Origin of the sequence: Campylobacter sp. MIT 99-7217, from assembly GCF_006864365.1 — a bacterium.
GTDB lineage: Bacteria > Campylobacterota > Campylobacteria > Campylobacterales > Campylobacteraceae > Campylobacter_D.
Map to the genome: position 1 here is coordinate 1 of NZ_QHLJ01000011.1, position 19,740 is coordinate 19,740.

22 protein-coding genes are annotated in these 19,740 nt (G+C 34.1%); 12 read left to right on the forward strand and 10 right to left on the reverse strand.

Annotation, left to right across the window (positions count from 1 at the left end):
* The first annotated feature begins 130 nt into the window (after positions 1-130).
* The 9 genes from DMB92_RS08115 to DMB92_RS08160 all read left to right on the forward strand — a co-directional run bounded on the left by DMB92_RS08115 (position 131) and on the right by DMB92_RS08160 (position 7,103).
* Complete coding sequence (locus tag DMB92_RS08115) at positions 131-409, forward strand: hypothetical protein (protein ID WP_142682560.1); 279 nt, start codon at positions 131-133, stop codon at positions 407-409.
* A 9-nt stretch (positions 410-418) separates the two neighbouring features.
* Positions 419-1,600, forward strand: coding sequence for a phage tail sheath family protein (locus tag DMB92_RS08120; protein WP_142682561.1), 1,182 nt, complete (start codon positions 419-421; stop codon positions 1,598-1,600).
* Between the two features lie 15 nt (positions 1,601-1,615).
* On the forward strand, positions 1,616-2,131 hold the full coding sequence (locus DMB92_RS08125; RefSeq protein WP_142682562.1) for a phage major tail tube protein: 516 nt from the start codon (positions 1,616-1,618) through the stop codon (positions 2,129-2,131).
* 9 nt (positions 2,132-2,140) lie between these two features.
* On the forward strand, positions 2,141-2,377 hold the full coding sequence (locus DMB92_RS08130) for a phage tail assembly protein (RefSeq protein ID WP_142682563.1): 237 nt from the start codon (positions 2,141-2,143) through the stop codon (positions 2,375-2,377).
* Positions 2,378-2,744: 367 nt separating this feature from the next.
* Positions 2,745-4,682, forward strand: a complete 1,938-nt coding sequence (locus DMB92_RS08140; protein WP_142682565.1) for a phage tail tape measure protein — start codon at positions 2,745-2,747, stop codon at positions 4,680-4,682.
* Between the two features lies 1 nt (position 4,683).
* A complete protein-coding gene (locus DMB92_RS08145) occupies positions 4,684-5,052 on the forward strand; it encodes a phage tail protein (protein WP_142682566.1) in 369 nt (122 codons plus the stop codon).
* Entirely contained in the window at positions 5,052-5,243 is a 192-nt protein-coding gene (locus DMB92_RS08150) for a tail protein X (RefSeq protein WP_142682567.1), read from the forward strand. Before DMB92_RS08145 ends, DMB92_RS08150 begins: the two co-directional genes overlap by 1 nt.
* A complete protein-coding gene (locus DMB92_RS08155) occupies positions 5,237-6,205 on the forward strand; it encodes a phage late control D family protein (RefSeq protein ID WP_142682568.1) in 969 nt (322 codons plus the stop codon). Before DMB92_RS08150 ends, DMB92_RS08155 begins: the two co-directional genes overlap by 7 nt.
* On the forward strand, positions 6,195-7,103 hold the full coding sequence (locus tag DMB92_RS08160) for a DNA adenine methylase (RefSeq protein WP_260604788.1): 909 nt from the start codon (positions 6,195-6,197) through the stop codon (positions 7,101-7,103). Before DMB92_RS08155 ends, DMB92_RS08160 begins: the two co-directional genes overlap by 11 nt.
* Before the next feature lie 244 nt (positions 7,104-7,347).
* Here the strand turns inward: DMB92_RS08160 and DMB92_RS08165 are convergent, their stop codons facing one another.
* From DMB92_RS08165 to DMB92_RS08205, 9 genes are read right to left on the reverse strand one after another with little or no spacing between them, the layout of a single operon-like run.
* Positions 7,348-7,815, reverse strand: a complete 468-nt coding sequence (locus tag DMB92_RS08165; RefSeq protein ID WP_142682569.1) for a DUF5131 family protein — start codon at positions 7,813-7,815, stop codon at positions 7,348-7,350.
* On the reverse strand, positions 7,816-8,271 hold the full coding sequence (gene smpB, locus DMB92_RS08170; protein WP_142682570.1) for an SsrA-binding protein SmpB: 456 nt from the start codon (positions 8,269-8,271) through the stop codon (positions 7,816-7,818).
* Positions 8,268-9,032 carry a 4-(cytidine 5'-diphospho)-2-C-methyl-D-erythritol kinase gene (locus tag DMB92_RS08175; protein WP_142682571.1) on the reverse strand — a complete coding sequence of 255 codons (765 nt, stop codon included), beginning with the start codon at positions 9,030-9,032 and terminating at the stop codon, positions 8,268-8,270. The genes smpB and DMB92_RS08175 overlap by 4 nt, the downstream gene beginning before the upstream one ends.
* A gap of 2 nt (positions 9,033-9,034) precedes the next feature.
* A complete protein-coding gene (locus DMB92_RS08180) occupies positions 9,035-9,262 on the reverse strand; it encodes a carbon storage regulator (RefSeq protein WP_142682572.1) in 228 nt (75 codons plus the stop codon).
* Positions 9,256-10,074 (reverse strand): tRNA pseudouridine(55) synthase TruB, encoded by an 819-nt coding sequence (gene truB / locus DMB92_RS08185; protein WP_142682573.1) that lies wholly within the window; start codon positions 10,072-10,074, stop codon positions 9,256-9,258. The genes DMB92_RS08180 and truB overlap by 7 nt, the downstream gene beginning before the upstream one ends.
* Positions 10,071-12,152 carry an ATP-dependent helicase gene (locus DMB92_RS08190; protein ID WP_142682574.1) on the reverse strand — a complete coding sequence of 694 codons (2,082 nt, stop codon included), beginning with the start codon at positions 12,150-12,152 and terminating at the stop codon, positions 10,071-10,073. The genes truB and DMB92_RS08190 overlap by 4 nt, the downstream gene beginning before the upstream one ends.
* Entirely contained in the window at positions 12,149-12,583 is a 435-nt protein-coding gene (locus DMB92_RS08195; protein WP_142682575.1) for a hypothetical protein, read from the reverse strand. The genes DMB92_RS08190 and DMB92_RS08195 overlap by 4 nt, the downstream gene beginning before the upstream one ends.
* Positions 12,580-14,304, reverse strand: a complete 1,725-nt coding sequence (locus DMB92_RS08200; protein ID WP_142682576.1) for a M3 family oligoendopeptidase — start codon at positions 14,302-14,304, stop codon at positions 12,580-12,582. Before DMB92_RS08200 ends, DMB92_RS08195 begins: the two co-directional genes overlap by 4 nt.
* Positions 14,305-14,316: 12 nt before the next feature.
* Entirely contained in the window at positions 14,317-15,198 is an 882-nt protein-coding gene (locus tag DMB92_RS08205; RefSeq protein ID WP_142682577.1) for an aspartate carbamoyltransferase catalytic subunit, read from the reverse strand.
* A gap of 161 nt (positions 15,199-15,359) precedes the next feature.
* On the opposite strand from DMB92_RS08205, the gene metK reads away from it, so the two are divergent.
* From metK to DMB92_RS08220, 3 genes are all read left to right on the forward strand, one after another.
* Positions 15,360-16,553 (forward strand): methionine adenosyltransferase, encoded by a 1,194-nt coding sequence (gene metK, locus DMB92_RS08210; RefSeq protein WP_142682578.1) that lies wholly within the window; start codon positions 15,360-15,362, stop codon positions 16,551-16,553.
* A 239-nt stretch (positions 16,554-16,792) separates the two neighbouring features.
* Positions 16,793-17,647 (forward strand): ChaN family lipoprotein, encoded by an 855-nt coding sequence (locus DMB92_RS08215; protein WP_185900183.1) that lies wholly within the window; start codon positions 16,793-16,795, stop codon positions 17,645-17,647.
* A complete protein-coding gene (locus DMB92_RS08220) occupies positions 17,644-18,585 on the forward strand; it encodes a tetratricopeptide repeat protein (RefSeq protein ID WP_142682580.1) in 942 nt (313 codons plus the stop codon). The genes DMB92_RS08215 and DMB92_RS08220 overlap by 4 nt, the downstream gene beginning before the upstream one ends.
* 37 nt (positions 18,586-18,622) lie before the next feature.
* Here the strand turns inward: DMB92_RS08220 and mnmA are convergent, their stop codons facing one another.
* Entirely contained in the window at positions 18,623-19,645 is a 1,023-nt protein-coding gene (mnmA, locus tag DMB92_RS08225; protein ID WP_142682581.1) for a tRNA 2-thiouridine(34) synthase MnmA, read from the reverse strand.
* Between the last annotated feature and the right edge of the window lie 95 nt (positions 19,646-19,740).

Sequence of the window (19,740 nt, forward strand, 5' to 3'; positions counted from 1 at the left end):
AGTGCTTCACTTTTGCCAACAGAAAGTTTTGGGCTTGATAATAAAGGCAATGTTATCATCAATGCGAAAAATATAAAAAAGGTAGAGGATAAGGCGTGAAAATGTTAAATTTTAATTTAAAGGAGAAATTATGAGTGATTATGCTTTAAGCTACATTCCAAGTAGCGCACAAAACAAAAGCCAAGCCCCTAAAGAAGAGGCTAAAAAGCTTTTAAATGAAGATGAGATCAAGGACTTAATCAGGCTTGAAATTTCAAGGCTTGATTTAAGATTAAGCGAGCTTGAAAAGGCTTTAAACAAAGAGCAGACAAAAGAGCAAGAAGACTCATCAAATGAGGTGCAAAATGAAACTTTGCCAAGCGAGCAAAGCACAGCAAGTGCAAAAACAAAAAGCACTAAATCAAAATAAGGAGTAAAAATGGCAGCAGATTTTGGAGTGAATGTAAATATCACAAATGAAGCCGCAAGCCCTATCAGCGTGCAAAGTGATACGCCAATAGGCATAGCAGCAAGTATAAAAAATCTTTCAAAAAAGGCTATTTATGAAAAGGCTGGTTTTAGCGAGATAGAGGAAAACCCTATTTTTGCTTTTACAAAGGTGGAAAAGGCTAAGGCTTTTGTGGCGGATTTGATCAAGGAGCAAAACTTAAGCGATTTTAGACTTTATGATAGCTTGACTTGTATCGAGGCTCAGGGGGTTAATTGTGTGATTGTTTTAAGCTTTTTCATTGAAGAGGCTGATGATGATATAAATGCTTGCATTAATGCTATCAATGCTTTTAAAAATGCTGTGCATAGAACAGGCTTTAAGCCTGATCTTATCATCGCACCTTATTATTCGCACGAAGCGCCCATTAAGGCTGCCTTAGAAAGCGTGGCAAGCAAGCTTAAAATCACAGCCATTACAGACCTTTACGCCACAAGCACAGGCGAGGCTTTAAATGCCATGAAAGCTTATAGCTCAAAGCGTCTTATTGCTTGCTGGCCTTTTGTGCAAATTTATTCAAGCACAGGATATAAATATGTCCCACAAAGTCCTATCATCGCAGCGATGATAGCAGCAACTGATGCAAGTGAAGAATATGGCTTTAGCAATTCTTATTCTAACCGAGTTTTGCAAGGCGTTACAGGGGTTGAATACATCATAGACTTTGAGCTTGGCGAGCAATGCGATGCAAATACATTAAGAAAGGCTCATATAAGCACGGTGATTTTATATGAGGGCTTTAGAAGCTGGGGTGGGGAAACCTCAGATCAAGATAGCATTTGGCAAGATCTTGCAAGAGTAAGGATCTTTGATAGGATAAGCATAGCAGCACAAAAGGCAAGCTTTAAGGCTGTGGATAAAAAGGCGAGCGAGCTTTATTTTGTAAAGCTTAGTGTAGAAGAGCTTTTAAGGGCTTTAAAGGGTGCTAAGGTGCTTGTGGGCTATGAAGTATCATGGAATGAAGAGCTTAATACCGCAGCTAATGTAAGTGCTGGAAAATTTTATCTAGATATTAAAATGATGAATAATCCTATCGTTAAGCTTATCACGCTTGAGTTTGCTTACACTGATGATTGGGCGGATGAGCTTTTAAACACCATTAGTGGCGAATAAATTTAAGGAGTAAAAATGTTTAATAAAATACCTCAAGTCATCGAACAAGCAAATTGTTTCATAGACGGATATGGCTATGCTGGAGTAGCAAGGGACATTACCTTGCCTGTTATAGAGCAAGAAGTTTTAGAAAGTAAAGGAGCTTTAAGTGCAAATTACGGCACAGGCGTTTTTAAAGCAATGCAAACTAGTTTTAAAATCAGCGAAATGGGAGAGCAAGCTTTTCAAGCTTTTGGTGCAAATACTTTTTCTAAAGCAAAGATCCCCCTTATCTTTAAAGCAAGCATTCATCAAAGTGGCTCAGGCAAAGAAGTGCCCTTTGTGGTGGAAATAAACGGAGAATTTACCTCAATGACTCCACCTTCTATCGTAGCAGGAGGAGAATTTACAAGTGAAATAAAAATTGATGTGCATTTTATAAAAATCACAATGGATGGCAAAAGGCTATTTTTAGCTGATGTGAAAAATCTCATTTTAGAATTTAATGGCGTGGATAAAATGGCAGAAGTAAAAGCAAATTTAAGTTTATAAGGAGGGCATATGTCAAAAATAATTAAATTATCAAATGGGCAGGAAATTAAATTTAATCCCCCAACAGCTGGAATGCTCCGTCGTTCTATGGATATGCAAAAAGGTGAAGGCTCAAGAGCTTTTTATATCATCGGCGAATGCACTAATATGAGTTTAGAGGAGTTAGATAAGTTAAGCTTAGAAGATATCACGCTTTTAAGCAATGAATTAAACGAGTATCAAACTCCCAGTAGCAGCGCTAAATAATGAAGCTATCGCATTGATAGCCCATTATTTACATTTTTCTTATAATGAAATCATGAGTTTAGATATAAAAGATTATCTTGAATTTTTGGAAATTAGTTTAAAAATTGCTAAGAGTTCTTAAGCTTAAAAAAACAATAGATAAAGGTTACGATATAAAGAATCAAAGAAAAAAGCACAAAAAATGAAGTGATATTAACAAAAACTGCTAAATAATCATCACTTAAAAAAGAAAACAAAAAACTGGCAAAAATACCGAGTGTTAAAAAGGCTTTAAAAACGATTTTAAAGTTTTTTAAAAAGAATATTTTAGCGTGTAAATCATGGTCTATTTTTTTCATAGATAGATTTTACAATAAAAAGGAAAAATATGCAAGATTTAGGACTTAGTTTTGGTATATCTTTGGCATTTCAAGGTTTTAAAGAATTTGCTAAAAATACTGAGGCTTTAAAAAGATTTAGTGCTAATTTAGACCAAAGCACAAAAAGTGTTAAATCCTTAAATAAAAGCATTGAAAATCTTGAAAAATCAAAAGCAAAAATCAAAGCAATAGGCCAAGAATTTGGTGCTTTAAAAGGCGAGCTTATGGCTAAAGGTGCAAGTTCTTTAGCTATCAGTGTGCCTGTAAAAATCAGTGCTAATCTTGAAGATGATATGAACAATATCAATGCCTTTTTAAACACAAACAATGAAAGCTTAAGCATTTTACGAAAGAACTTTTTAAAGCTAAGCTCTGATATAGGAATGAATGTTAATGAGCTTGCTAAATTTGGCGAAGCAGGAGCAAGACTTGGGATAAAAAGCGAGAGCCAACTTCTAAAATTTAGCGAGCTTGGTGCTAAATATAGCCAAGTTTTCAAGCTAAACAATGAAGAAAGCATTAATTTTATGAGCAAGCTTTCTAACATTTATAAACTAAACACCAAAGATATGCAAAATCTTGGAGATAAGATTATAGCTGTGGCTAAAGCAAGCAATGTAAGTGCAGGAAGTGTCGCTAAGATAATGAATGAGGTAGGAGGCGATGCAAAGCTTATCGGTATGAGTGCTGAGGGCACAGCTGCTTTAAGTGCTGCTTTAGCTAGTGCGACTAAAGATGAGGGCGAAGCTATTTCAACTTTTAAGGCATTTACAGGCGTTATGAGCAATTTAAATAATGCAAGCGATGATATGAAAGCTAAATTTTTAAGCTTAGGTCTTAGCACAGAACAATTAAGTGCTTATTTTAAACAAGATGCAAGCGGTGCGGTTAATGTGCTTTTAAATCAAATCAAAACCCTGCCTAAAGAAGAAATGACTGATTTTTTAAACTCAGTTTTTGGCACAGGTGCAGCAGGCATGATGCAAAATTTAGTTGATAATACAAACAAGTATGAAGATGCCTTAAATTCTTTAAAAAATACAAAAATAGGTGCTTTAAATAATGAATTTCAAAAAATAGGAAATTCTACAAATGCAAGCTTTGCAAAGCTTAGTGCTAGTATGGCAAATCTAAGTGCGAGCATAGGAGAAGCTTTAGCTCCTGCTTTAACGCTTGTAATGAATAGCATCTCTTCTTTGATTAATTTTGTAAGGCAAATCATCGATACTTTTCCAAATTTAAGCAAGGTGGTAGGAGCTTTGGTTGTAGTTTTAACAGGAGCTAGCGTAGCTCTTACAGCCCTAAAAGTAGGCTTTTTAGCCGCACGCTTTGCCATGGCACAATTTGCCTTTATGATTAAGGCTGTAAGTGTGGCTTTTAATATCCTAAAAATCGCCTTTTTAACTAATCCCATAGGACTTATTTTAATGGCTATTGTTGCTATTGCAGCACTTGTTATCATGAACTGGGATAAGGTTAAAGCTTTTTTTATAGGTTTTATAGAAAAAATTGGCTCTATTTTTAGTGCGTTTGGGGATTTTTTCAAAGGGATTTGGCAGGGCATTGGGGATTTTTTCAGCTCTTTGTGGGAGGGGCTTTTTTCTTGGTTTTCTTCTAAATTTGAATGGCTTAGCAATGCTTTTTCCAAGATCAAAGATATAGCCAAAAGCGTGGCTTCTTTTTTTGGCTTTTCAGATGATGAAAAAGAAGTTCGAAGTGATGAAAAAATAAAGCAAAGCGAAGTAAAAAACTCTCTTACAAACAAACAAAGCGTAGAAACAAAAACAAGCACCAGCGTTAATGTAAGCGTTAATGGCACTTTTAACATAAGCTCAAATAATGGGGTCTTTGATTTGGGGGCTTTTGCAAAAGAGGTTGAAAAAAGCGTGTTGATGGCTTTAAATCAAAACGCAGATAAAAAAGCACAAACTACGATTTGGGGGTAAGATGATATTTTGCTTAGGTGAGTTTAAATTTGAAGCTTTAAATGTAGATGAGCTTGAAAAAAGCTATGAATATGGTATCACAAGTGTTGCTCGCATTAATAATCACAATGCACTCATTAGCATTTCTAAAGAAAATGAAAGCATTAAAATAAGTGGCAAAACCTTGCCACTGAAAAAGGATAAAAACACTTATTTGGATACTTTAAGGCAAATGGCAAGCAAAAATCAAAGCTATGCAATGTGCAGTGCTAGTGGGCTTTATTTTGGAAAATTTGTGATTTTAAGTATCAGTGAAAAACAAAGTGCTTTTTTAGAGGGCAGTGGCTTTTTAACACAAAGCTTTGAGCTAAATTTACAAAGGGATTTTTAATGAGTGAGCTTTATATAGCTAAGGATAATGAAAGACTTGATAGCGTTGTTTATAAGCATTATAAAAGCTTGGAAAATTTTGAGCAAGTTTTAGAGCTAAATCCAAATTTAGAGCCTATTTTAAAGGCTGGAGATAGGATAATTTTACCAAAATTTAAGCTAAAAGAAAAAGAACAGGAAGCTCTATGGTAAAAAAACCAGCTTTTAAACTTTTGGCTCAGGGTAAGGATATTACTAATAAAATCAACGCTAACTTAATCAGCCTTAGTTTCGATGATAAAGCAAAGGATGAAAGCGATGAGATTAGCCTTAGTTTAAATGGGCTTTTTAAAAGGGCTAATTTTGGCGATAAATTAGAGCTTTACTTAGGCTTTGAGGGCTCGCTTTATAAGTGTGGCACTTTTAGCCTTAATAGCTTCAGCAAAAATTACAGCTCTAAAACAACGGATATCAAAGCTACTGCGATTAATTTTGCAAGCAATATCAAAAACAAAAAGTCAAGAACTTGGGCTGATACTAATCTTGGCGATATTGCCTTAAAAATAGCCAAAGAAAATAACTTATTAGCCAAAACAAATACTGCAAGCAAGGCTTATATAAAACATGAGCTTCAAAACAACATAAGCGATATTGAATTTATCTACACTCTTTGTGCAAAATATGGCTTTTTAGCCTGCATAAAAGAACAAACCCTTATCATCATAGAGCAAAAACAAGCCGCACAAGATGGCATAAAAGGTGGAACTAGCCAAGTTGGAGGCATTAAATACAGCTTAGATATAAGCGAGCTTAGTGATTTAAATATCAGTGTTAAAAACCGCAATGATTATTCAGGTGTAAAGCTTTCTTATCAAGATATAGAACAAGGCCTAATTAAAAGCGTGCTAAGTGGAAATGATAAGGGCTGTGTTTATGAGCTAAAAATAGCTGGGGTAAAAAATGAAAGTGAGGCTTTAAATTTAGCAAATGCCAAGCTTAATGCTTTAAACAAAGGTTCATATGAAGGAAGCTTTAGCATGATAGGCAAAAATATCAAAGCAGGAGCAAGCCTAGAAATAAGCGGTATCGATGAAAAGGCTATTTTTAGTATTAAAGATGTAAGACATGATTTTTCTTTGAGTGGCTATACGATAAGTGTGAATTTTGAGGGATAAACAAAATGAAAGGAGAAAAAATGACAAATTTAAGTTCAAAGGATATTTTCTGGGGGGGGGGGGGGATGAAAAAAGCCTCTTTGAAAAAGCAGATTTAAGCCCTAGTTTTCCAAAGCCCTCTAAAAAGCTTTTAAAGCCTAGTTTAACAAAGCTAAAAGCTCCTTTTGCATGGGTGGGTGGCAAGTCTTTTTTAGCGCGTCAAATCATTGCTTTAATGCCAGCACATGAGCGTTATGTCGAGGTTTTTGGTGGGGCTTTGAGCGTGCTTTATCAAAAGAGTAAAAGCAAGCAAGAAATTATCAATGATATCAATGATGAGCTTATAAATCTTCATAAAGTCATACAAACAAAGCCCTTAAGCTTAATGAATGCTTTGCAAAACTTGCTCATTTCTCGCAAGCTTTTTGAGTGGATTAAAAATAAGCAATTAAGCCCTAGAAATGACATTGAAAAGGCAGCGTTTTATTATTATTTAATCGCTTTTTCTTTTGCAAGCAAGGGGTTACATTTTTCACATACAAAGGTGCGAGCAAGTGCGATTTACAAGGATTTTAAACCCTTTTCAAAGAGGCTTAAAGGTGTTTTTATCGAAAACAAGAGCTTTGAATATATACTTAAAAACTATGATGATGAGAACACACTTTTTTACCTTGATCCACCCTATGTGAATACTGAAAAGTATTACCAAAACACTTCAGTCTTTGGGGAGCATGAGCTTTTAGCTGAGCTTTTAAAGGGTGTGAGGGGTAAATTTATGCTTTCTTACAATGATAATGAGCTTATAAGAGAACTTTACAAGGGCTTTTTTATCAAGGAACTAGAGCTAAGATACACACTGAATAATAAAAATAAAGGCAAGATGAGCAAAGAGCTTTTAATAATGAATTTTAAGCCTTAAAATTAATAAAGCTATATGCGAGGATAATGAACAAGATTTTTAAAAATCAAAGATAAAAGTTAAGGGATATAGGCATAACTGAGCTTATAAGTTAAATGATTTAAACCTAGTAAAATTTAAATTAAAGAGGAAAAATTTGATATTTTTTAGCTTAAAATAAATTAAAATTTCGTGTTTCAAATCAAAGTGAAAAAGTAGCCACTTTGATTTTAAGCGTCAAATGACTTTGATTTGAAAAGCGGGGTTATAGTGGCGTAGCTATGATATAACGGCGTTTTATGGCTAAATTTAAAAACAAATCAAGCCTCTCATCAGCTCTTTTTTGATTTTCCACACTACAACCTATGATCACATTATCATAGCCCTCACCCCAGTCCTTTGGCAAGCATTCTTGCAATCTTTCTATACGCTTTGTGAAGAAAATAAAATCACAATCCTTTCGTATCCTCATCATCTGCCAAACACTAGCTCTTAGCTCATCAGCTTCTTTAAGTAAAAAATCACTACTAAAACAAGTATAAATCAAAGAATTTGAGGGGATTTTATAGCTTTTATCACGCTTTTTAGCAAGTGGGAGTGAAAAATTTTGTGTTTTATATAAGCTTCTTGTATCTTTGTTATGAAGTTTATCTATGGTATAGATAAAGCAGTTTAAACAACCCTCACTTTTTTTGATACAGCCATGCCAAGGATTATAAGAAAATTCTTGCATTTAAGCCTTATAGTTTTTCATCGCAGCCCTTGCTTCTAAGTTTGCTTGCTTTTTCTTTAGGCTTTCGCGTTTATCGTGTAAATTTTTACCCTTTGCAAGAGCTAGGGTGGCTTTTGCTTTGTTTTTGTGGTTAAAATAAAGCTCTAAAACCACAAGCGTAAAGCCTTCTATGCTCACTTTTCCTAGAAGTTTATCAATTTGCTTGCGATGCATTAAAAGCTTTCTTGCTCCTCTTTCTTCGTGGCGGAAATGCGAATTTGTGGTATTTAGATACGAAATATGAGCATTTAATAAAAAAAGTTCGCCTTTTATGATACGCACAAAACTATCCTTTAAATTTGCCCTACCTTGCCTTAAAGCAACAACCTCACTTCCCTTAAGCACTATGCCAGCTTCAAATTTTTCAAGTATGCTAAAATCAAAAAGTGCTTTTTTATTTCTTGCGATGATTTTCATTGTGCCACCTTAAAAACGCTACTTCCGCTACCACTTAAAAAATACCCCTGATCTAAAAATTCTTTCATATCAGCATAGATTTTAACACAAGGAGCAAAAAGATCGTTTAAGATTGCATTTTGTCCCTCTTCTAGGATCTTTTTAGAGCTTTGTTTTTGCATATTTTTTGCTAAATTTAAATTCTCATAAAAATCAAACTCGCCCCTATCAAACTCATCATAAACAGCCTTAGTGGAACATTTGACATTTGGAAAAGAAAAATCAAGCCTTGGTATCACATCTTCATGCTCTTTTACAAGCTCGCCTATCCCACTTACATTTGCACTAAAAAAGCCACTTAAAAAAAATGGCACATCAGCACCCAAACAAAGCCCAAGTTGCATAAGTTTGGAATTTGAAATTTTTAAATTTAATTCTTCATTCATCATTTTTAGAAAACAAGCAGCATCAGAACTGCCTCCACCAAGTCCTGCAAAGGTGGGGATATTTTTTACAAGTTTTAAACTTAAATGCTTAAAACACTCCTCAAGCTCTCTTTCAAAGCCCTCTTTACAAAGTAAATGATAGGCTTTTTTTATGATATTATCCTCGCATTCAAAATCACTGATAATCTCAAAACCATCTTGAGTTTTTTCATAAGTCAAGCTAAGCTCATCATAAAAATTTTCAAGTAAAATAAAACGAGAATTTAAAAGATGATAGCCTCTTTTATCAATGCCAACGATTTTTAAAAAGATATTTGCCTTTGCATAAGCTTTCATATTTATTTCTTAATTTTCTTACTCAAATCATCAAGCTTAACGCTTTTGCTTGCTATGGAATGTAAATTTTCATCTTTGATTTGATTGAGCAATTCTTTTCTTAAGATCATCAAGGATTTAGGAGCTTTGATAGCAACCTTGCTTACGCCCTTTGTACTTGAAATGATCTTAATCTCAACATCTTCTCCTATTTGTATGCTTTCGCCATCTTTTCTTGTTAAAACTAACATTTTTCAACCTTATTTAAAATATATTTCACAAGCTTATCTTTTACGCTGATGAGAGCAAAATTATTTTTTGTTTGTATAAAATACTCGCCATCTTCTTGAAATGCCAACTCCTCAAGAGCAATCTTAGTTCCATTTTCAAGCTTACTAACATCATCTAAAAAATTTTCTTTTACATTTAGGTATTCTAACACATTTAAACTTTTTTCTTGATTATAAACAAATTTTCCCTCGCTAAGCCTTTCTAAACTACTCAAAGTAGCGTTAATGCCAAGCTTTTTGGCAAAAATTTCACAATACGATCTTATATAAGCACCCTCGCTTACACTCAAACGCAAATTCAAAAAAGGGTGTGTGTAATGTAAAATTTCACTTGAATAAATTTGCATTTTGCAAGGTTTTAGCGGTGCTATTTCGCCCCTTTTGGCAAATTCATACGCTCTTTTTCCCTCTATTCTTTTAGCACTAAATTGAGGTGGAAAAAACTCAAGTTCGCCCAAAAGCTCATTTTTAAGCTCTTCTAAACGCTCTAGCTTAAAAGCGGGTAGGGTTTTGATCTCTGTGATATTTCTATCATCAAGGCTTAAGGATTTAACCCCCAGCCAAAGCGTGGCTTTATAGACTTTTGGGGTTTTTTTGAGAAAACGAAAAAGTTTGGTGTATTGATCAAAAGCGATGATTAAAACGCCCTTTGCAAAGGGATCTAAAGTGCCTGAGTATCCAGCCTTTTTGATCTTGTATTTTTTCTTTAAGCTTGCCAAAAAGGCGTTAGAACTCATTTGAGCGGGTTTAAAGCCCACAAAAAGCCTATTCATACAACTTTTTCCACAAAGCTTGAAAGTATGGTTCTTTCAATACCACCAAAATTTATCACAAGCCTAAAATCAGCCCCGCTTTTGCTAACATCAATCACCCGTCCTATGCCAAAAATTTTATGCTTGATCAAATCGCCCTTTTTAAAGTCTAAATTTAAGCTTTCTTTTTGAGCAAAATCTTGTTTCAAAACAGCCTCGTTTAAAAATCTACTCTCATGCAAATAATTTCTAGAGCCTCTGTAAAATCTTGAATTTACAGCACTCAAAACCAAGGATTTTTTTGCTCTTGTTATGGCTACATAAGCAAGTCTTCTTTCTTCTTCTATATCGCTTTCTTCGCTTGTTAAAGGAAAGAAATTCTCCTCAAGCCCCACGATAAAAACATGATCAAACTCAAGTCCCTTACTTGCGTGTATGCTCATCAAAAAAACACTATCCCCAAAGGCTTCATCTTGATCGCTTAAAAGAGAAATTTCATTTAAAATATCCTCCAAGCTCTCATAAAGCCCTTCTTTTATGCCCTCTTTTTTCTCAGCATAAAACTCATCGACATTTCGCACTCTATCCTCACCATTATCAAGGCTTTGATAAAATTCCTTAAGCTTAAATTTACTCTCAAGCACATCAAAGACTTTATCAAGGCTTTGAGCCTCCAAAACAGCCTTAACATTTTCTATAAAAAGCCCTAATTCCTCATCAAGTTTTTTACTAAAAAATCCACTCCCTTGCACATTACACAAGGCTTCAAATAAAGAAATTTGATTTTTTTTTGCATGTTCTTCAAGCTTGCTTAAGCTACTTTGTCCAAAGCCTCTTTTTGGGCGGTTTATAATGCGTTTAAATGAAAAATCATCGTTGGTATTGACAAAAAACCTAAGATAAGCAATGATATCCTTAATCTCAGCCCTTTCATAAAATCTCATTCCACTAAGAATTTTAAAAGCGATTTTTTCTTTCATCAAGGCTTCTTCAAGGCTTCTTGAAAGAGCATTGACCCTGTAAAGTATGGCTATTTCATTTGCTTCTACGCCTTTTTGCAAAAGCTTTTTGATCGCTTTAGCAATTTGCAAACTCTCGCTTTTTTCGTCTAAATTTCTATAAATTTGCACCTCATCGCCTGCTTCTCTGGTACAAAGAAGTTTTTTTCCAAGTCTTTTTTGATTGTTAGCTATAAGTGCGTTTGCTGCGTTTAAGATAGCCTTGCTTGAGCGGTAATTTTGCTCAAGTTTTACAAGCTTAACATGATCAAATTCGCTTTGAAAATTTAAGATATTTTCTATCCTAGCACCTCGCCAAGCATAAATACTTTGATCATCATCGCCCACAACGCAGATATTTTGATGAGCGCTACAAAGATTTTGAATGAGCCTATATTGCAAGGCATTTGTATCTTGATACTCATCAACAGTGATATAATGATAAAATTTACTTTGCTCCTTTTTAAAAGCCTCGTCCTTTTCTAAAATTTCGTTGCTTAAAAGTAGCAAATCATCAAAATCCACAAAATTATGCCTCAAAAGCATTTCTTGATAAAATTGATAAGCCTTAGCGATTTGCTCAAATTTTTCTATCCTTTGGGCTTGATTTGACATGGTTTTGATAAGCTCAAGCTCTTCAAAGACTTCTTTTAGGTTTTTTGAATCATTTTTGAAATTTGAAATGGCGTTTAAAACGCTACTTGAGCTTAGTTTTGAATTTGTGCCTAAAAACTCTTTGATGATCTTTTTTTGATCGTCTGTGTCAATGACAATGAAGTTATTTTTTCTTTCTAATTTTTCTATATACATTCTTAAAAACAAAAGCCCAAATTTATGAAAGGTGCAAAGCAAGGGCGAGGCTTGAACTTGATTTTTAATAAGGCTTAAAGCCCTTGTTTTCATGACTTGTGCAGCTTTGTTTGTAAAGGTTAAAGTAAGGGTTGAGCTTGCATCAATACCCACTTCATCGATCAAGTAAGCAAGCCTTGTTGTTATGGTTTTAGTTTTTCCTGAGCCAGCACCTGCTAAGATGAGCATAGCACCATCGATATGCTTAACTGCTTCGATTTGGCTGGGATTTAAGCCTTCTAAGAGTTTCATTTTTTGTATTCATCTTTGAGGCTATTTAAGAACATATTTTTTGATTTTTCGATCAAATCTTGTTTTTCTTGCTTTCTTTTATAAAGAGCAAAATTAACAAAAATCACCTCTCTTCCCACTTGAATTTGATTAATAGCTCCCAAATCAACACTTACAAAGGTAGCAAAATCATCAGGTCCAAAGCCCGCATGAAAGGTAATTTTTTCTTTTTCAAGATTTATGGATTCAAAGGTATAACCTGCTAAAATATACAAAGCATAGGGTTCTTTTGTGTTTAAATTTTCTGGTAGTTTTGGCTCAAAGCTTACAAAATGAGTATTTACAACTATGCCAAATTCTACATTTTGTGCCACTAAGCTTGCTATGACCTCATGACAATGCTTTATCATAAGTTTTACAAAGGAATCATTGCTTAAAATTCTTTCGCTCATATTTTTAATTCCATAAATTCATTGATGAGCTTTTCAACCTCTTTAATCCCAAGCTCCCAAAAATTTTCATCTTCTATATCAAAACCAAAGCTTGAAATCAGTTCCTTTGGAGACTTGCTTCCCCCACTTTTAAGTAAATCAATATATAAACTTGTAAAATTTTCACAAGCCTTGCTTTTATAAAGCCCATAAAGTGCTAATACAAGAAGTTGTGCATAAGCATAAGCATAGCAATAAAATGGCGAATGTATGAAATGTGGGATATAAGACCACCAAAGCTCATAATTTTGTGTCAAAATAACACTTTCGCCAAACATTTTTTTAGACTCTTCTAGCCAAATTTCATTGATTTGCTCACTTTTTAGCTCTTCTTTATGCTCATGAATGCGTCTTTCAAAGGTTGTAAAATTAATCTGCCTATAAAGAGTAGCAAAAACATCTTCGATTTTAGAGGCATAAACTCCTACAAGTTCTTCTTTACTAAGCCTATCTTTAACAAAGTCAAACACAAGCATTTCAGCAAAAACTGAAGCTGTTTCAGCTGTCGTTAAAGGCGTATCTTGACTTAAAAAATTTACACTATAACTTAATTTTTGATGAATGGTATGACCAAGCTCATGTGCTAGGGTAAATAAATCCCTATGTCTTCCGGTAAAATTAAGCATGATATAAGGGTGAGCATCAGGGGTGGTGCTGTGAGAAAAAGCTCCTCCTCTTTTATTTTCCCTAGGATAAACATCGATCCACCTTTCATCAAAGGCTTTTTTTGCGATATTTGCAAACTCAGGAGAAAAGGCATTAAATGCCTTTAAAACAAGCTCTTTGCTTTGTTCATATTTTACGCTTATTTCTTTACCGATAGGTGCGTAACGATCATAATCTTTCAAGTTTTTAAAACCTAAAATTTGCTTTTTCTTTTTATAAAAAAGACTCACAAGATCAAAATGTTTTTCAGTTGTTTTGATGAGAGCATCAACGCTTTTTTGAGTGATTTGATTGCTTATGTGTCTGGATTCTTCAGCATTTTCATAGCCTCTTAGCTCACAAACTATTTTTCTTTCGCTTTTTATCATATTAAAAACATAAGTATTTAAGTCTAAATTTGCTTTCAAAGCCTTGCTAAATTTCTTTGCAGCCTTTTTTCTGATCTTTCTATCTTCATTATAAAGCTTGCTTAGCATTTCTTCTTCGCTCAAGCTTTTGCCCTCAAAGCTCACTCTCAAGCGACTCATATTCTCATCAAAAAGCCTTGAAAAGGCATTTGCACCCGTGTTTGAAAGATAAAGCATAATGCGTTCTTCTTTTTGGGTGAGATTGTGTTTTTTATTTTTAAGTAAATTTGAAAGATAAAAGGCATATTCGCTTAAATTTTTGATAAACTCAGCACTTTTTTCTTCATCAAGCTCGCAAAATTCAAGCTCAAAAAAGATCAAATTCTCTTCGGCTTTCTTACATTCATTTTCATATTTTGCCAAAAAACCGCCCTTGCTTGTATCGCCTGCAAAATGCAAATACACATAAGACATGATTTTAGATATATTTTGTAAAATTTGCTCATAAGTTTTTAAGGCTTTAGTAAATTTAGAACTATCCAAAAGCCCAAGTTTTCCCTCATAATCACGCCTAAATTTTAAAGACTGCTCTATACTTTTTTCAAGGCAAAGCTTTAAAGCCTTTTCGTCTTCAAATAAATCCTTTAAATTCCATTCATTTTTGTGCATAATTTTCCTTTTTTATTGTTCTAAAATGACTTTTTTTAAAGCCGCCATTCTTATAGCTACACCATGTTTTACTTGTTTTAAAACAAGAGATCTTTCATCAGCTAAGACCTCATCACTTATATCTACATTTCTATGAACTGGTCCTGGGTGCAAGATAATAAGCTTTTGATCCTCAATCAAATCTTTCGTGATACAAAAATCATTCGCATAGTCTTTCAAAGAGCCATAAATTTGCTTTTGATGTCTTTCAGTTTGAGTTCTAAGGCTCATTATAACATCGCTTTGCTTGATTAAATTTTTATCAAGCTTATAAAACTGCTTCAAAGAAGTTTTTGGCATAAAATGAGGTGGTGCAACTAAGATGATTTCAAGTCCAAAACGCGTTAAAAGCTCTATATTTGAATTTGCTACTCTAGAATTTTTTATATCGCCTACGATGATAACTTTTTTGCCCCTTACATCGCCCTTAAAATGTTCATAAATCGTAAAAAGATCAAGTAAAGCTTGGGTTGGGTGGGCATGCTTACCATCGCCTCCGTTTAAAACAGGACAATGCACATGCTTTGCTAGGCTCAAAGGCACGCCTGAGTGCTGATGTCTTACGACTATAGCACTAGGATTCATTGCGTCTAAATTTGCAGCTGTATCAAAAAGTGTTTCGCCCTTACTTGAGCTTGAACGCGAGACATCAAGCCTCAAAACCTTTGCATTAAGCCTTTTTGCCGCCGTTTCAAAAGACGAAAGCGTGCGTGTTGAGTTTTCAAAAAAAATCGTCGTGATACTCTTGCCCTTGAGAAGTTCTCTTGGCTTTTCATCTAAAAACTCTTTAGCGTCTTTAAAAAGTGCTAAAATTTCTTCTTTGCTAAAGTCTTTTGTCGTGATGAGATGTTTCATTTATTCTACCTTGCTTCATTTTTAAATTCTAACAAAGATAAACTTAATAAATATTTACTTCCTAAAGATTAATTTTCATTTAATCAACTTCAAGTAAAATGCGTTTTATGAAAATTTGAGATTTTGTATCTTGATTTTCTAAATTTTTTTAAAGGATACTTATGTATTTATTTACTTCCGAGGTGGTGAGTGCTGGACATCCTGACAAATGTGCGGACATCATTGCCGATACCATTGTGGATACGCTCTTGATTGCTGATAAGGATTCAAGAGTTGCAAGTGAGGTTTTCGTTGCAGGAAACAAGGTTGTAATTGGAGGCGAGGTCAAATCAAAACACAAGCTAAGCAAGGCTGATTATGAAAACATAGTCAAGCAAAGCCTTGCAAAGATAGGTTATGATGGCAAATCAAGCTTTACCAAAGAACAGTGCCTTCATCCTGATGATTTAGAAGTTTTGGTTTTTTTAAGAGAGCAAAGCCCTGATATTAATCAAGGAGTTGATCAAAAAAGCGGAGAAATAGGAGCTGGGGATCAGGGCATTATGTTTGGTTTTGCAAGTAATGAGGCAGCTGAGTTTATGCCAGCAGCCATTTCTTATGCCAGAATGCTTTGTGATAAGGTCTATGAGTATGCTAAGGCTCATCCAAATGAGCTTGGGGTGGATATTAAAACCCAGGTTACTATTGATTATGAGAGCAAGGAAAATTTTGAAAATTGTAAGCCAAAAAGCATACATACCATAGTTATTTCAGCTCCTTGTGTTGAAAATATGGCTATAGATAAGCTTAGAGCCTTGATAAACAAGCTCATCTTAGAAACAAATTTACCAAAAGAACTTTTTGATCCTAACAAAACTAGAATTTTAATCAATCCCACTGGAAAATATGTAAATCACAGCTCCTTACACGATAGTGGTCTTACAGGGCGTAAGCTCATTGTTGATAGCTTTGGAGGATATTCTCCTATTGGAGGTGGCGCTCAGTCAAGCAAGGATTATACTAAGGTTGATAGAAGTGGGCTTTATGCAGCAAGATGGCTTGCTAAAAATATAGTAGCAGCAGGACTTGCTAAAAAATGCGTGGTGCAGCTAAGTTATGCTATAGGAGTGGCTGAACCAACCTCAGTAAGTGTTGATTGTATGGGGACAAATACTAGGCTTGATGATAATTTTTTAAGCGATTTTGTGATTAAAAGCTTTGCTCTTACTCCAAATTGGATAAAGAATAAATTTGAGCTAGATAAGCCAAGGGCTGGGCATTTTTTATATGCTGATGTAGCAGCCAGAGGTCAGGTGGGACAAAAGGATTATCCTTGGGAAAGACTTGATGCCATAGAGCTTTTTAAGGGACTTTAAAAAATTAATGGTGTATTTGGATCAAATACACCATATTTTTAAAATTTAATACTAAATTATATCAAATATCATTTTTTTATTTATCTAAAAAGGTTAAAAATCTTTAGCTATCAGCTTTTATTTAAATTAAAATTCTCAAAGTAAAGTAAAGGTATATTTCTCATTCATTTCAGTTCTTATTTATTTTAAAAATGATAATATTTAATAAAAATTTGCAATACACTTTGGGGAGATATCTTATGAAAAAATACCTTATTTTACTTGTATCTATGCTTGTTTTTTGGGGTTGTTCTACAAAGCAAGAAAAGGTTCTTGATAAGCTAGAAAATCAAACAAGTTTTAGCATTAAAGACAATCTTGAAGCTAAAGACATTAGCTATAATGAGCTTATAGAAAAATTAAAAGATTATGATATTGTCATTATTGGAGAATTTCATGACAATGTTGATCATCATCTTGCAGAACTTGCTCTTGTTAAAAGTCTAGAAACTTATGGAAAACGCAGTGTTGCCTTTGAAATGTTTAACACAGATAGACAAAAATTTATAGATAAGGCAAAGACAAATAAAGACAAAATAGAAGCAAAAGATTTAGCTAAAGCCTTACACTGGCAAGAAGATTGGTATTGGGAAGATTATCAAAATGTCGTTTCTTATGTATTTTACTCAGACAATAAACTTCTTGCTGCAAATTTAAATGAAAAAGAACTTGATCTCATTTATAGCGGAAAAAAGCTAAAGCCCTTAAAAGGCGAGCTTTCAACCTCTTTAGAAGTAAAAACCAAGCTTAAAGATCTTATCAATAGCTTTCATTCTATGTCAGAAGAAGCTTCAAATACCTTTGTAGAAATGCAAATGAGAAAAGATCGCTCTATGGCTGAAGTGCTTTTAAAATCTAAAGAGCCTGTTATTTTAATTTGTGGAATGTTTCATGCAAGCAAAGATGTAGGCATTACTTTACATATCAAAGACTTAGATAAGACAAATAAAAAGGTTGCTGTCATCGCTCTTGATCCTGAAGGTATGAGCAATGCAAATACAGAAGCTGATTTTGTTTTTCACATAAACTACAAAGATGACGAGGAGAAAAAATGATACGAATAATTCTTACAAGCTTATTAGCCTTAGTATTTATATCTTGTGCTTCAAAGACTGAAAAACTAGCTGATACTCCTATATCAGAGCTTGATGTTAAAAGCCTTATCACACTTTGTGAAAAAAATAAAAATACCCTAGCTTGCACTGAGCTTGGTTTAAAGCTTGTTGAGCTTGAAAATGGAAATTTAGAAGAAAATGTTAATAAGGCAAACACTCTTTGGCAAAGTGCTTGCGAGGCTAATGAAGCTAGAGCTTGCGGACTTTTGGGCGTTTCTTATATCAATGGGCAAGGTGTTGAAAAAGATAGTAAAAAAGCATTTGAACTTTGGCAAAAGGCTTGCGAAAACAAAGATGGTTTTTCATGTAGAAATTTAGCTCTTTCATATGAAGTAGGACAAGATATACAAAAAAATCAAAAGCTTGCAGATGAGTTTTATACTAAAGCTTGCGAATACGGCTATCATACAAGTTGCTATATAGTAGGTTTATCGTACTATAAGGGACAAAAAGGAATCAAAAAAGATCTAACAAAAGCAAAAGAATACTTCTCAAAAGCTTGCGAAGCCTCTAACGCTGAAGCTTGCAACCATCTTGGTCTTTTGTATGAAAATGGACAAGGCGTTACTAAGGATCTTAAAATGGCACAAGAAGCTTATGGTAAAGCTTGCGTTTCAAACTATGCCGTAGCTTGCAACAACTTAGCAAATCTTTATTATAAAGGAGAAGGCGGAATCAAGCAAGATTATGAACTTGCTAAAAAACTTTATACAAGGGCATGCGATGAAAAAGAAGCAAAGGCTTGCGTAAATTTAGCAGATTTTTACTATGCTTGGCAAAGATTGCCAAATGAAAGAAAAGAAGCAAAAAATCTTTACCAAAAAGCTTGCAAACTAGGCGATAAGCAAGCTTGCACAAAGGCAAAAAATTTCAAATAATTTAAAGGCTTTTTATAAGCCTTTAAATTAGCACAGACTAACCGATAAATCCACTAGCTAAAACCTTATCTTCATCATAAAACACAGCCATTTGTCCGCTAGCAAGTCCAAAAACAGGCTCTTTAAGGATAATCCTTGCTCCACCATTTGATAAAAGTTCGACCCTGCAAGGTGTGGATTTACTTCTATAACGAATTTTTACCTCGCAGTCTAAATTTTCTACAAGATCTTCAACAAAAAGATTGATTTTATCAAGGCTAAATTCTTTGATTTGTAGTTCGTCTTTTTTACCAACGACAATTTGATTTTTTTGAGGATCGATTTTTAAAACAAAATGAGGTTCATGAGCACCCTTTACCTCAAAACCTCGCCTTTTTCCTATGGTATAATGCATGTAACCATCATGTTTTCCTACGATATTGCCCTGAGTATCAAGAACCTTGCCGGGGATATTAGTATTCATAAATTTATTAAGAACGCCTATGTAGGTATCCTCAACAAAACAAATTTCAGCACTTTCTTTTTGAGTGGCAAAACTTTTAAGCTCATCTATGCTCGAAGCTAAAGCCTTAACCTCTTCTTTTTTCTTCTCCCCCAAAGGAAAAATCAAATATTTCAAAGCCTCTTTATCAACATTAGCCAAAAAATAACTTTGATCCTTTGTCTCATCAAAAGCCGTTCTTAAAAAACCACCTTCATTTCGAACATAATGACCAGTCGCAAGCTTCCCGCAACCCAAACTTTTAGCAAATTCTAAAAGCTTTCCAAATTTGATAAAGCGGTTACACCACGCACAAGGATTTGGCGTTTTTCCCTCTTTATAAGTATCAACAAAGGGCATATAAACACTTTTTTCAAAATCATCTTGCAGATCTAAAATATGATACTTTATGCCTAGAAACTGAGCAGCTCTTTGGACCTTTTCTATATTAGCTTCATGATAGCCGGGCTTTTTATGTAGCTTCATATAACAACCCTCAACCTCATGACCTTGTTTGAGTAAAGTATAAGCAGTGATCGTGCTATCAACACCGCCACTCATTGCAACTAAAATTTTCATAGCTCTTCCTTTAAGCTTTTTTAAGAATTAAATACAAAATTCTTATAACACAAGCACCTTGCCAAACTACAAAGGCTTTTTGAAAAGGTATTATA

Excerpts from the sequence above, each read along its gene's own strand:
- DMB92_RS08145 (WP_142682566.1), top strand. The coding sequence starts at position 4,684 with ATGATATTTTGCTTAGGTGAGTTTAAATTTGAAGCTTTAAATGTAGAT.
- DMB92_RS08200 (WP_142682576.1), bottom strand. The coding sequence starts at position 14,304 with ATGCACAAAAATGAATGGAATTTAAAGGATTTATTTGAAGACGAAAAG.
- DMB92_RS08140 (WP_142682565.1), top strand. The coding sequence starts at position 2,745 with ATGCAAGATTTAGGACTTAGTTTTGGTATATCTTTGGCATTTCAAGGT.
- truB (WP_142682573.1), bottom strand. The coding sequence starts at position 10,074 with ATGAATAGGCTTTTTGTGGGCTTTAAACCCGCTCAAATGAGTTCTAAC.
- DMB92_RS08125 (WP_142682562.1), top strand. The coding sequence starts at position 1,616 with ATGTTTAATAAAATACCTCAAGTCATCGAACAAGCAAATTGTTTCATA.
- DMB92_RS08175 (WP_142682571.1), bottom strand. The coding sequence starts at position 9,032 with ATGAAAGCTTATGCAAAGGCAAATATCTTTTTAAAAATCGTTGGCATT.
- smpB (WP_142682570.1), bottom strand. The coding sequence starts at position 8,271 with ATGAAAATCATCGCAAGAAATAAAAAAGCACTTTTTGATTTTAGCATA.
- DMB92_RS08150 (WP_142682567.1), top strand. The coding sequence starts at position 5,052 with ATGAGTGAGCTTTATATAGCTAAGGATAATGAAAGACTTGATAGCGTT.
- DMB92_RS08180 (WP_142682572.1), bottom strand. The coding sequence starts at position 9,262 with ATGTTAGTTTTAACAAGAAAAGATGGCGAAAGCATACAAATAGGAGAA.
- DMB92_RS08220 (WP_142682580.1), top strand. The coding sequence starts at position 17,644 with ATGATACGAATAATTCTTACAAGCTTATTAGCCTTAGTATTTATATCT.
- DMB92_RS08165 (WP_142682569.1), bottom strand. The coding sequence starts at position 7,815 with ATGCAAGAATTTTCTTATAATCCTTGGCATGGCTGTATCAAAAAAAGT.
- DMB92_RS08130 (WP_142682563.1), top strand. The coding sequence starts at position 2,141 with ATGTCAAAAATAATTAAATTATCAAATGGGCAGGAAATTAAATTTAAT.
- DMB92_RS08215 (WP_185900183.1), top strand. The coding sequence starts at position 16,793 with ATGAAAAAATACCTTATTTTACTTGTATCTATGCTTGTTTTTTGGGGT.
- DMB92_RS08120 (WP_142682561.1), top strand. The coding sequence starts at position 419 with ATGGCAGCAGATTTTGGAGTGAATGTAAATATCACAAATGAAGCCGCA.
- DMB92_RS08190 (WP_142682574.1), bottom strand. The coding sequence starts at position 12,152 with ATGAAACTCTTAGAAGGCTTAAATCCCAGCCAAATCGAAGCAGTTAAG.
- DMB92_RS08115 (WP_142682560.1), top strand. The coding sequence starts at position 131 with ATGAGTGATTATGCTTTAAGCTACATTCCAAGTAGCGCACAAAACAAA.
- metK (WP_142682578.1), top strand. The coding sequence starts at position 15,360 with ATGTATTTATTTACTTCCGAGGTGGTGAGTGCTGGACATCCTGACAAA.
- DMB92_RS08205 (WP_142682577.1), bottom strand. The coding sequence starts at position 15,198 with ATGAAACATCTCATCACGACAAAAGACTTTAGCAAAGAAGAAATTTTA.
- DMB92_RS08195 (WP_142682575.1), bottom strand. The coding sequence starts at position 12,583 with ATGAGCGAAAGAATTTTAAGCAATGATTCCTTTGTAAAACTTATGATA.
- DMB92_RS08155 (WP_142682568.1), top strand. The coding sequence starts at position 5,237 with ATGGTAAAAAAACCAGCTTTTAAACTTTTGGCTCAGGGTAAGGATATT.
- mnmA (WP_142682581.1), bottom strand. The coding sequence starts at position 19,645 with ATGAAAATTTTAGTTGCAATGAGTGGCGGTGTTGATAGCACGATCACT.